Origin of the sequence: Streptomyces sp. NPDC006296, from assembly GCF_040613235.1 — a bacterium.
In the GTDB taxonomy this organism is placed as follows: Bacteria; Actinomycetota; Actinomycetes; order Streptomycetales; family Streptomycetaceae; genus Streptomyces.
Map to the genome: position 1 here is coordinate 1 of NZ_JBEXRT010000018.1, position 11,676 is coordinate 11,676.

An 11,676-nucleotide genomic window follows, 5' to 3' on the forward strand; every position below is an offset into this window, starting at 1 on the left:
CCGGATCCCGCGTGCCCATGTGCTGCGGCGCGACCTCGCCACGCCGTGGGCGGTCAAGGGTCTCGTCATGCGGGGACGGGCGAACCCGGGCGACGCGTGGGTCAGAAGCGGCGGGTGATCAGCGCGCGCTTCACTTCCTGGATCGCCTTGGTGACCTCGATGCCACGCGGGCAGGCGTCCGTGCAGTTGAACGTCGTGCGGCAACGCCACACACCGTCACGGTCGTTGAGGATCTCCAGGCGCTGCTCCCCGGCCTCGTCACGCGAGTCGAAGATGAAGCGGTGCGCGTTGACGATGGCCGCCGGGCCGAAGTACTGGCCGTCGTTCCAGAACACCGGGCACGAGGACGTGCACGCCGCGCACAGGATGCACTTGGTGGTGTCGTCGAAGCGCTCGCGGTCCTCGGCGGACTGCAGCCGCTCACGCGTCGGCTCGTTCCCCTTGGTGACGAGGAAGGGCATGACGTCGCGGTAGGCCTGGAAGAACGGGTCCATGTCGACCACGAGGTCCTTCAGGACCGTGAGGCCCTTGATGGCCTCCACCGTGATCGGCTTCTCCGGGTTGATGTCCTTGATCAGCGTCTTGCAGGCGAGCCTGTTCTTGCCGTTGATCCGCATCGCGTCGGAGCCGCAGATGCCGTGCGCGCAGGAGCGACGGAACGTCAGGGTTCCGTCCTGCTCCCACTTGATCTTGTGAAGGGCGTCGAGGACACGCTCCTTCGGGTCGATCGAGATCTGGAAGTCCTGCCACTGGACCTCGTCGGAGACCTCGGGGTTGAAGCGGCGGATCCGGAACGTGGCCGTGATGTACGGGGTGTCGGCGAAGCCCGCCTCGGCCGTGTCGGTCTTGTCCAGGGTCGGGGTAGCCATCAGTACTTACGCTCCATCGGCTGGTAGCGGGTCGTGACGACCGGCTTGTAGTCGAGCCGGATCGACTCGGTGCCGTCGTCGGCGACCTCGCGGTACGCCATGGTGTGGCGCATGAAGTTGACGTCGTCGCGGTTCGGGTAGTCCTCGCGGTAGTGACCGCCGCGGGACTCCTTGCGGGCCAGCGCGGAGGTCGCCATGACCTCGGCCAGGTCGAGCAGGTTGCCCAGCTCGACGGCCTCCAGCAGGTCGGTGTTGAACCGCTTGCCCTTGTCCTGGATGGACACGTCGAGGTACCGCGCGCGCAGCTCGGCGATCTTCTCGACCGCCGTCTTGATGGTCTGCTCGGTGCGGAACACCATCACGTTGGCGTCCATGCACTCCTGCAGCTCCAGGCGCAGCGTGGCGACGCGCTCGGTGCCGGTGGACGCGCGCAGCCGCTCGACCTGCTCCTCGACGAGCTGCGCCGGGTTCTCGGGAAGCTCGACGAAGTCGTTCTTCGCGGAGTACTCGGCGGCGGCGATGCCCGAGCGGCGTCCGAAGACGTTGATGTCGAGCAGCGAGTTGGTGCCGAGGCGGTTGGCGCCGTGCACGGAGACGCAGGCGACCTCGCCGGCGGCGTACAGGCCCGGGACGACGGTGGTGTTGTCGGCCAGCACCTCGCCCTCGACGTTGGTCGGGATGCCGCCCATGGCGTAGTGCGCGGTCGGCTGGATCGGGATCGGGTCCGTGTAGGGCTCGATGCCGAGGTAGGTGCGCGCGAACTCGGTGATGTCCGGGAGCTTGGCGTCGAGCTGCTCCGGCGGGAGGTGCGTGAGGTCGAGGTAGACGTGGTCGCCCTCGGGACCGCAGCCGCGGCCCTCACGGATCTCCGTGTAGATGGAGCGGGACACGACGTCACGGGACGCGAGGTCCTTCATGACCGGCGCGTACTTCTCCATGAAGCGCTCGCCGTCCTTGTTGCGGAGGATGCCGCCCTCACCGCGGGCGCCCTCCGTCAGCAGGATGCCCATGCGCCAGATGCCCGTCGGGTGGAACTGGAAGAACTCCATGTCCTCCAGGGGCAGACCGCGGCGGTACGCGGCGGCCTGGCCGTCACCGGTCAGGGTGTGGGCGTTGGAGGTCACCTTGAAGAACTTCCCGGTGCCGCCGGAGGCGAAGATGATCGACTTCGCCTGGAAGACGTGGATCTCGCCGGTCGCCAGCTCGTAGGCGACGACGCCCGCGGACTTCTTGACCCCGTCCACGTCCTGGAGCAGGAGGTCCAGCACGTAGAACTCGTTGAAGAACTCCACGCCCTCCTTCACGCAGTTCTGGTACAGCGTCTGGAGGATCATGTGACCGGTGCGGTCGGAGGCGTAGCAGGAGCGGCGCACCGGGGCCTCACCGTGGCTACGGGTGTGACCGCCGAAGCGGCGCTGGTCGATGCGGCCCTCGGGCGTCCGGTTGAACGGCAGGCCCATCTTCTCCAGGTCGAGGACGGCGTCGATGGCCTCCTTCGCGAGGATCTCGGCGGCGTCCTGGTCGACCAGGTAGTCGCCGCCCTTGATCGTGTCGAAGGTGTGCCACTCCCAGTTGTCCTCCTCCACGTTGGCCAGCGCGGCGGCCATGCCGCCCTGCGCGGCGCCCGTGTGGGAGCGGGTGGGGTAGAGCTTCGTGAGCACGGCGGTGCGGCTGCGCTTGGTCGACTCGATGGCCGCGCGCATGCCGGCGCCGCCGGCGCCGACGATGACGGTGTCGTACTTGTGGATCTGCATGGTTTTCCTCTGGTCCCTCTGTCCCGGCGCCTAGCGGATGTTCGGGTCGAAGGTGAAGATCACCAGCGTGCCCAGCAGGACGGTGAACACCGTGGCGGTGTACAGGAGCATCTTCAGCCAGAAGCGGGTGTTGTCCCGTTCGGCGTAGTCGTTGATGACCGTACGGAGGCCGTTGGCGCCGTGGAGCATGGCGAGCCACAGCATCGTCAGGTCCCAGACCTGCCAGAACGGCGAGGCCCAGCGGCCCGCGACGAAGGCGAAGCCGATCTTCGACACACCGCCGTCGAGCACCAGCTGGATCAGCAGGTGGCCGATGACGAGGACGACCAGCACGATGCCCGACAGGCGCATGAAGAGCCAGGCGTACATCTCGAAGTTGGTGCGCGAGCCCTTGGGAGTCTTGCCCGTGCGCTTGCGCGGGGGCTCGATGACCGGGGCCGGGTTGTCGACGTCGAACAGGCTGACGTCCTCGACGTCGCCGATCGCGGAAGAAGGTGTCTCGGTGGACATCGGCCTCAGCTCCCGAAGACTTCGCGTACGGCGTGACCGAGGACGGGGTACAGGGCCCCGGCCATCAGCACGATCCAGATACCCAGCACGGTCCAGAGCATCTGCTTCTGGTAGCGCGGGCCCTTGGCCCAGAAGTCCACGGCGACGATGCGGAGACCGTTCAGCGCGTGGAAGAGGATGGCGGCCACCAGGCCGTACTCCAGCAGCGCGACGAGCGGGGTCTTGTAGGTGGCCACGACGTCGTCGTACGCCTCGGGGGAGACACGCACGAGAGCGGTGTCCAGGACGTGTACGAACAGGAAGAAGAAAATGAGGACACCGGTGACTCGATGAGCCACCCAGGACCACATGCCTTCCCGGCCGCGGTACAGCGTTCCAGCCGGCACGGAAGAACCCTCCGGGAGCGGGGATTGGGGTCGGCCGGCTTGACTGTCGGTCTGACCCGGCCGGGTACGGTCCACCGGCCCCGGCCATCGTAGCGACGACTTGTCGGTTCCATGGCGGCGGGGCCTCCGGTGTGATCAAAGCGGCAGTCAAACAGGCACGGACGGGCTACCGGGGGCCATATGCCACCGGGGGCGGGGGGCCGGGCGCCGCCCCGGCCTCCGTCACGAGCTCGATGATGCGTTCCCGGGCGAGTCGCCGCATCTCCTCCGCGGTGAGGGAGCGCTCCTCGTCCGGTTCGTGGGTCAGCCGGGTGCGGATCGCCGCCAGGACCTGGTCGACGTGCCGGGAGTGGTGCAGGCCGTCCAGGCAGATCACGAAGACGTGCCCGAACCGGCTCTCGTACGCGGCGTGCGCGGCCCGCAGCGCCAGATGGGCGGCGCGGGGCGCGTCGTGGTGCAGGCAGGGAGCGCTCTCCGCGGCGAGCGCCTCGGAGATGTCGGCCGGCGCCAGGTCGTACCCCGCCTCGTCGGAGGCGGCGAGCAGGGTGTCCAGGTCCGGATAGGGCCGGTGCGCGGTCAGCCGGTGCGCCCACCGGCGGCTCCCGCAGCACTCCAGCAGGGAGGCCTCGGCGAGCTCCCGCGGCCAGGCGTTCAGGCGGGCGAGGCCGCTCGCATGTGCGTAGGCGCGGGTACTCACCGACACTGGATCCGGAGCGGAGGCGTCCGGGAGATCCGGGGCCGGACCCCGGTGCTGGACGGGCACGGCCGTCCGCCCGGCCTGCTGCGGCTTCGGCAGGCCGGGGCGTGGCTCGCTGGACCTGGGCAGCGGGACTCCTCGGACGAATGACGGGCGGTGACCCTGGACAAGAGGGGCCGGAGAGCGGAGAGGTTGCGCGGGGCGGGGGTGAGGACTGGTACGTATGTCCCGTCACGCTAGCGAGCGAGGGCGGCACGGAACCGAATCGTGCGAGAACTTCACCCGGACGGGAGAGTTTCGGAACTCTTGATGGACGAATCTGCGGGGGAAATGCCCGGCTTTCTCATCTTCTTTGACCTGTTTCTCCCTCGATCCGGAGGTTTCTGACCGATGTCGCCCTCACGCGCACCCCTGGTGGCCGGCGCCGCCGTCGCGGTGGCCGCCGCCGTCACCCTCACCGTCGTCGTCTGGCCCGAGGGCTCCGGCTCCGGGAACGGCGCCTCGGCCTCCACCGGCACGTCAGCCTCGCCCTCGCCCACCCGGAGCTACCCGCTCTCCACGGCACCGCGGACCATACCCGCGGTCCGGGAGCACACCGCCGCCCGCGGCCCCGGCTGGAAACCGTCCGGGGACAGCGCGGTCGTCGCGGCCGACCCCGGACTCACCGACGAGGCGGAGCTGCTCGCCAAGGAGCTGAAGATCGCCTACCGGGGCGAGAAGGCCCCCCGGGCCGGCGACGTCGAGCTGGCCCTCGACACGTCGGGCGGCGGCGGCCCGGAGTCGTACACGCTGAAGACCGAGGGCGGCCGGGTCACGATCAGCGGCCCCGGCCAGGCGGGCGTCTTCTACGGGACCCGCACCCTCAAGCAGTCGCTGAAGACCGGCGGCACCGTGCCCGAGGGCGTCGTCAACGACACCCCCGACCGGCCGCAGCGGGGGCTCAACCTCGACATCGCGCGCAAGCACTACACCGCGGACTGGATCGAGGACCGGCTGCGCGAGATGGGCGACCTCAAGCTCAACCAGCTCGGCCTGCACTTCTCCGACGACCAGGCCTTCCGGATCGAGTCCGACTCGCACCCCGAGGTGGTGTCCCAGGAGCACCTCAGCAAGGCGGAGGTCCGCCGGATCCTGAAGCTCGCGCAGAGCCTGCACATCACGGTCGTCGGCGAGATCGACTCCCCGGGACACCTGGGCGCCGTCCTGCGCGCCCACCCCGACCTCCAGCTGCGCAACACCCAGGGGGTGGCGCGGCAGGGCGCCATCGACATCTCGAAGCCCGGCTCGGCGAAGATCGTCGACGACCTGCTGAACGAGTACGCCGGGCTGTTCCCGGGCGGCTGGTTCCACGTCGGCGCGGACGAGTACCAGGCGCTCACCGTCAGCAGCCCGTCGGCCTCCTATCCGCAGCTCGCCGCGGCGGCGCGCGAGAAGTACGGCGCCGGTGCCGGCGTCCAGGACCTGGCGGAGGGCTGGCTGAACGACCGCGCCGCGGTCGTGCGCAAGGCGGGCAAGATCCCCAAGGCCTGGAACGACGGCTTCTTCAGCGGCGGGACGGTCACCGCCCACCAGGGCATCGAGGTCGAGTACTGGACGGGCAAGGAGATCGGCGCCCGGCCGCCCCAGGACTACCTCGCCGAGGGCCGCGACGTGGTCAACCTGAACGACGAGTACCTCTACTACGTGCTCGGCGAGCCCAACGACTTCACCTACCCGACGGGCGAGCGGATCTACGAGCAGTGGACCCCGTTCGTGCTGCGCGGGACCGAGCCGGTGTCCGAGCGCTACTCGAAGCAGATCCTGGGCGGCCGCTTCGCGGTCTGGGGCGACTTCCCGAACGCCCAGACGCAGGCACAGGTCGCGGCGGGGATACGGATGCCGCTCAACGCCGTCTCCCAGAAGCTCTGGGACCCGCGCAAGCCCGGGCTGAGCTGGGCGCAGTTCGAGAAGCTCGCCGACGAGACCGGCTGAGCCGCACCCGCCGCGGTCCCCGTACCCGGTACCGCCCGTGCCGCGCGCCCTCCCCGGCGGGGAGGACGCGCGGCACACGGGTGCCCCCGTCCCGCCGGCCGCCGGGCGGTCCGCGCTTTCCCGGGGCCTCCGGCGGGAAGAATGAAGGCCTGGACCGCGGGGGGAGCAGGGCGTGGGGTACTGGGGCTGCTATCTGGTGGGCCGCAGCGGCGAGCCGCTGATCGGCCATCCCGCGCTGAGGGACGCGCGTGAGCTGCTGACGCTGAGGGAGTACCGCGCGGACGGGTGGCAGGTCTGGTCCCACCCCGCGGAGGCCTCGCTCGGCAGCATGGCCGCGCTCGCCCGTGCCGCGCGGGCACCGGTCCTCCTCGGCGTGGTCATGGACGGGACCTGCGTGGTCGTCGAGGCGGCGGCACCGCACAGCGGGTCCTGGTACGCCTGCCTCGGCAGGGCGCCGATGGCCGAGCACCTCGGCCCGGACGGCCCGACGCCGGAGGACCTCTTCCTGCCGCCGGAGGAGGCGGCGGCCCGGGCCGTCCGGTGGGCGGCCGAAACCGGCCGTGGGGTGCTGGAGGGGCCCCTGCTCGAACTGCTCCGGATCGAGCGGCCCGCGTGGTCCGGAGAGGAACTTTTCTTCGCTTTCCTGGACCGTCTGGGCATCGAGCGCCTGCCCGGCTGAGTCCCGCTGTGATCCCCCGTGTCGGAAGAGTGACGCTTTTCAGCCATCTGGCGCAGTACGCGGTAACGGGTAGCGGTGTGCTCCCCGGGACCGACGGACCGATGGGGGAGGCGTCGATGACGCTGCTGGAGCTGATCGCGCGTGCCGAGGAGAGAGATCTGGCCGTGAGCGCGATCGCCTGCCTGGACCGCTGTCTCCCGCAGCCGGAGGACGGCCGGGACCCGGAGCCGCTGCGTCCGCTCCGGACGGGACCCGCGGACGGCGCGGACTGGGCCGCCCGGCTCGACGCCGTGCACACGGCGCTGGAGGGGCCCGCAGCGGGCGACCCGACCGCCGCCCGTGTCCGTGCGCTGCTGGGCGCCGCGCCCCGTGACCCCGGCGCCGGGCCGCTGCGCGCCTGGGCGGACGCCTGCTCGCTCTTCGCGCTGGACGTGCACCGGAGGTACGACGTCCCGGCCGCCGGCGGCGGCCCGGAGCCCGCAGGGGACCCCCGGGCCGTTGGTGCGGCGGGCGCGGGACCGCTGCTCACCGGCGAACTGCTGCGGCAGGGCGAGATCCTGGAGGGCCTTGCCGGATCCGTCGGCGCGGAGGGCCGGGCCACCGGCCTGCGCCGGGCCCTGGACCTGTCGGCCGAGGGGCGGCGGGTGCTGCGCGCGGTGGTGTCCCGCCGTGCCCGCGGCGGTGGCCGGCCCGGCGGCGTACCGCAGAGGTGACGGCCATGAGGGCGAGGGGACGACGACCGGGGCCGCCACCCCCCACAGGAGAGGCCCCGGCCGTCTTCCACAGGGCCGCTGAGCGACCCCGTACCCCTCTCTGCGTCAGGGGTGCGTTTTCTGTCACACCCCATCGCGTCAGGAGACCGTTGCAGGTTGTACAAGTCATGGACGGGGCGCCGTCCCACCACGTAGCGTGCTGAGTCGCGCAGGGTGGCGCAGTAGCGGTGACCAGCTACGTTACGGATCAGCAGGGCGGGTTGAGGGAGTGCTGGGGGACGACGCGGAGTTGACCGCCGCGGTGCTCGCGGCACAGGACGGGGACGAGGACGCCTTCCGTACTGTGTACCGCGCTGTGCACCCACGGCTGCTGGGCTACATACGGACGCTGGTCGGTGAGCCGGACGCCGAGGACGTGGCGTCCGAGTCCTGGCTGCAGATAGCGCGTGACATCGGCCGGTTCAGCGGTGACGCCGACCGGTTCCGCGGCTGGGCGGCCCGGATAGCGCGCAACCGCTCGCTCGACCACCTGCGGATGCGGGGCAGGCGCCCGGCGATCGGCGGTGACGAGAGCGAGCTGGAGAGCGAGGCGGCCGCGTCCGACACGGCGGGGGAGGCCCTGGAGTCGCTGGCGACCGGACGCGCCATGTCCCTCATCGCACAGCTCCCGCAGGACCAGGCCGAGGCGGTCGTGCTCCGTGTGGTGATGGGCCTCGACGCGAAGAGCGCCGCGCAGACACTGGGCAAGCGCCCCGGCGCGGTGCGCACCGCCGCCCACCGCGGACTGAAGCGGCTGGCGGAGCTGCTGGGCGCCGATCCCGGCCCGGAGGACGGTCTTCCGGCGCCGGGCGCGGAGCTCGGCGCGGTCCCCCCGCAACGCCCCGGCCGGCAGGGCTCGGTGGCCCCCGCCGGTGTGACGCATTCGCGTCCGTCGACGCAGAAGGACATGTGATGGCCGACGAGCAGTACGAGTGGCTTGACGCGGAAGCGGCGGAGTCGTTGCTCCGCGGCGAGTGCGTCGAGCCGGTCGACGATCACGCGAGGACGGAGGCCAGGCGGCTGCGGGCCGCGCTGCTGGAGCTGCGCGCCCCGGCCGGCACCCGTGACGAACTGCCCGGCGAGGCCGCCGCCTCGGCGGCCTTCCGCGCGGTGTCCCGGACCCGGAAGCGGGCCGGTGAGCCCGCCGGACTCGCGGCACCGCAGCACACCGTGCGCATCGGTGCGGTGCCCGCGGCTCCGGTCGGGCGGCGCCCGCGCTGGACCCGCCCGGTGCGCTACGGCCTGGCCGTCTCGCTCGCCGGGTGCGCGCTCGGCGGGGTGGCGGTCGCCGGGGGCACGGGCCTGCTGCCCGTACCGTTCGGCGGCCACGGCTCGCCGGTTCCGGCCACGTCCGTCTCGGCGGACGCGTCCCCCGGGGACCAGGGCGCCGAGGTGCCCGACGCCGGCGCGCCCTCGCTGCTGCCCTCCTTCCCGCCGCGTCCGTCCGGCTCCGCCGACCCCTCGGCCACGCCGGACGCGGGACGGACCGAGGGCGACGGACGGACCGGGGAGGACGGCGGTGCGGCCACGGGCCGCGCCGACCAGGGCGGCCGGAGCGACGGCACCGACGGCACCCGGGACGGGACGGACGGACGGGAGACGCCCGGCCGCTCCCCGGCCGAGGTGTACAAGCAGTCCTTCAAGGCCTGCCGCGCCTACCGCGAGGACCGGCTCAGCCGCGAGGAGAAGGCCCAGCTCCTCCTGCTCGCCGGCGGCGAGGCCAACCTGGACCGGTTCTGCGACCGCCTGCTGGGGGCGGACACCCGTGGCGGTGGCGGTGGCGGTGGCGGTGGCGGTGGCGGTGACGACGGCGACGACGGTGACGCCGACGGCAACGACCAGGGCAAGGGCGAGGGCGGCGGGAAGGGCGAGGGGGCCCTCCCCTCGATCACCTTCCGCACGCCGTCCGCGAGCGCGCGGAGCGGTGCCCCGCAGGGCGGGCAGGCCTCGGGACCGACCGCCGTACCCTCGGCGAGCCCGTCGTCCAGCCTCTCGCCCGTAGCGCGCTGACCTGCATGAATGCGGGAGCTGTAACGTTCCTCGGCGGCACGGCGCAGTAATGAGTGCCGACTGGTCATCGGCCGCGCGACGAGCCGGGGGTTCCCCCCGTACCTTCGGCTCAGCGCACCTGGCGCGGGCGGGACACGTTCCCCCGGTCCCGTCCGCGCCCCCCTCCTCCCGGCCGCACCGCCGGCGGACGGACGACGACCCCGGCGCGCCGGACTCCCGGCCCGCTCGCCTTCCTCTTCCTCGCGCTCTCCCCTCCTCCCCGACGTGCGGAGGTACCGGGAGCGGACCCCCGTCCTGCCCGGTGGCCGGATCCTGCGCATGATGGGACCCATGCGGCCCGTCCGCGGGGCGGCGGCTGTGAGCAAGGTCCCAGCAGGGAGGACCCGCAGGCCCTCGCGCCGCCGCTAGAGTCCGTCGCGAGATTTGTTACCGCAAAGTAGCTTGAACGGGAGGCACAGCAGATGACGCGTGAGTCCGAGTCGGGACTGCCCATCGAGCCGGTGTACGGGCCGGAGGCGCTCGACGGCTGGCGGGCCGAGGACAAGCTGGGCGTCCCGGGCGCCTTTCCGTTCACGCGGGGTGTCTATCCCACGATGTACACGGGCCGGCCCTGGACGATGCGGCAGTACGCGGGCTTCGGCACCGCCACCGAGTCCAACGCCCGCTACAAGCAGCTGATCGCCAACGGCACCGCGGGCCTCTCCGTGGCCTTCGACCTGCCCACGCAGATGGGACACGACTCGGACGCGCCCATCGCCTCCGGGGAGGTCGGCAAGGTCGGTGTGGCGATCGACTCGATCGACGACATGCGCGTCCTCTTCGGCGGCATCCCGCTGGGCGAGGTCTCCACCTCGATGACCATCAACGCGCCGGCCGCGCTGCTGCTCCTGCTCTACCAACTCGTCGCCGAGGAGCAGGGCGTGCCGGCCGACCGGCTGACGGGCACGATCCAGAACGACGTGCTCAAGGAGTACATCGCCCGCGGCACGTACATCTTCCCGCCGAAGCCCTCGCTGCGGCTGATCGCCGACATCTTCAAGTACTGCCGGGCCGAGATCCCCAAGTGGAACACCATCTCGATCTCCGGCTACCACATGGCCGAGGCGGGGGCCTCGCCCGCGCAGGAGATCGCCTTCACCCTCGCGGACGGCATCGAGTACGTCCGCACCGCCGTGGCGGCGGGCATGGACGTGGACGACTTCGCGCCCCGGCTCTCCTTCTTCTTCGTCGCCCGGACGACGATCCTCGAAGAGGTCGCCAAGTTCCGTGCCGCGCGCCGGATCTGGGCGAAGGTGATGAAGGAGGAGTTCGGCGCGCAGAACCCCAAGTCCCTGATGCTGCGCTTCCACACCCAGACCGCCGGCGTCCAGCTCACCGCCCAGCAGCCCGAGGTCAACCTCGTACGGGTCGCCGTGCAGGGCCTGGGGGCCGTCCTCGGCGGGACCCAGTCGCTGCACACCAACTCCTTCGACGAGGCCATCGCCCTCCCCACCGACAAGTCGGCCCGCCTCGCGCTGCGCACCCAGCAGGTCCTGGCGTACGAGACGGACGTGACGGCGACGGTCGACCCCTTCGCCGGCTCGTACGTCGTCGAGCGGATGACCGACGACGTCGAGGCCGCCGCCCTGGAGCTGATGCTCAAGGTCGAGGACATGGGCGGCGCGGTCGACGCCATCGAACGCGGCTTCCAGAAGGGCGAGATCGAGCGCAGCGCGTACCGCATCGCCCAGGAGACGGACAGCGGCGAGCGCGTCGTCGTCGGCGTCAACCGGTTCCGCCTCGACGAGGAGGAGCCCTACGAGCCGCTCCGCGTCGACCCGTCGATCGAGGCGCAGCAGGCCGCCCGGCTGGCGAAGCTCCGCGCCGAACGCGACCAGGGTGCCGTGGACGCGGCGCTCGCGGAGCTCAGGAAGGCCGCCGCGGGGACGGACAACGTGCTCTACCCGATGAAGGACGCCCTCCGGGCGCGCGCCACCGTCGGCGAGGTCTGCGACGCGCTGCGGGAGATCTGGGGCGCGTACGTGCCGACCGACGCCTTCTGAGCCGGG

At 71.7% G+C, this 11,676-nt stretch carries 11 protein-coding genes; 6 read left to right on the top strand and 5 right to left on the bottom strand.

The genetic code is table 11. The features are described from left to right. Positions 1–101: 101 nt before the first annotated feature. From ABZ172_RS14965 to ABZ172_RS14985, 5 genes are all read right to left on the bottom strand, one after another. On the bottom strand, positions 102–869 hold the full coding sequence (locus tag ABZ172_RS14965; protein WP_356883942.1) for a succinate dehydrogenase iron-sulfur subunit: 768 nt from the start codon (positions 867–869) through the stop codon (positions 102–104). Further along, positions 869–2,623 carry a succinate dehydrogenase flavoprotein subunit gene (gene sdhA, locus ABZ172_RS14970; protein WP_356883944.1) on the bottom strand — a complete coding sequence of 585 codons (1,755 nt, stop codon included), beginning with the start codon at positions 2,621–2,623 and terminating at the stop codon, positions 869–871. The genes ABZ172_RS14965 and sdhA overlap by 1 nt, the downstream gene beginning before the upstream one ends. A 30-nt stretch (positions 2,624–2,653) precedes the next feature. Beyond that, positions 2,654–3,133: a succinate dehydrogenase hydrophobic membrane anchor subunit gene (locus tag ABZ172_RS14975; protein WP_356883946.1), complete on the bottom strand. Its 480-nt coding sequence runs from the start codon at positions 3,131–3,133 to the stop codon at positions 2,654–2,656. Between the two features lie 5 nt (positions 3,134–3,138). Beyond that, a complete protein-coding gene (sdhC, locus tag ABZ172_RS14980) occupies positions 3,139–3,519 on the bottom strand; it encodes a succinate dehydrogenase, cytochrome b556 subunit (protein ID WP_356883948.1) in 381 nt (126 codons plus the stop codon). Positions 3,520–3,685: 166 nt separating this feature from the next. Beyond that, complete coding sequence (locus ABZ172_RS14985; protein WP_356883950.1) at positions 3,686–4,216, bottom strand: 2-oxo-4-hydroxy-4-carboxy-5-ureidoimidazoline decarboxylase; 531 nt, start codon at positions 4,214–4,216, stop codon at positions 3,686–3,688. Positions 4,217–4,606: 390 nt separating this feature from the next. Here ABZ172_RS14985 and ABZ172_RS14990 point away from each other — a divergent pair, with 390 nt between their 5' ends. The 6 genes from ABZ172_RS14990 (at position 4,607) to ABZ172_RS15015 (ending at position 11,670) form a co-directional block, all read left to right on the top strand. Next, positions 4,607–6,187 (top strand): family 20 glycosylhydrolase, encoded by a 1,581-nt coding sequence (locus ABZ172_RS14990; protein WP_356883952.1) that lies wholly within the window; start codon positions 4,607–4,609, stop codon positions 6,185–6,187. 172 nt (positions 6,188–6,359) lie between these two features. Then, entirely contained in the window at positions 6,360–6,866 is a 507-nt protein-coding gene (locus tag ABZ172_RS14995) for a hypothetical protein (protein ID WP_356883954.1), read from the top strand. A 116-nt stretch (positions 6,867–6,982) separates the two neighbouring features. Further along, on the top strand, positions 6,983–7,579 hold the full coding sequence (locus ABZ172_RS15000; protein WP_356883956.1) for a hypothetical protein: 597 nt from the start codon (positions 6,983–6,985) through the stop codon (positions 7,577–7,579). Positions 7,580–7,847: 268 nt separating this feature from the next. Further along, positions 7,848–8,531: an RNA polymerase sigma factor gene (locus tag ABZ172_RS15005; protein WP_356883958.1), complete on the top strand. Its 684-nt coding sequence runs from the start codon at positions 7,848–7,850 to the stop codon at positions 8,529–8,531. Beyond that, a complete protein-coding gene (locus tag ABZ172_RS15010; protein WP_356883960.1) occupies positions 8,531–9,628 on the top strand; it encodes a hypothetical protein in 1,098 nt (365 codons plus the stop codon). Before ABZ172_RS15005 ends, ABZ172_RS15010 begins: the two co-directional genes overlap by 1 nt. Before the next feature lie 461 nt (positions 9,629–10,089). Continuing rightward, the gene (locus ABZ172_RS15015) at positions 10,090–11,670 is read left to right on the top strand and encodes a methylmalonyl-CoA mutase family protein (RefSeq protein WP_356883962.1); all 1,581 of its coding nucleotides are present in this window, start codon (positions 10,090–10,092) and stop codon (positions 11,668–11,670) included. The last annotated feature ends 6 nt before the right edge of the window (positions 11,671–11,676 follow it).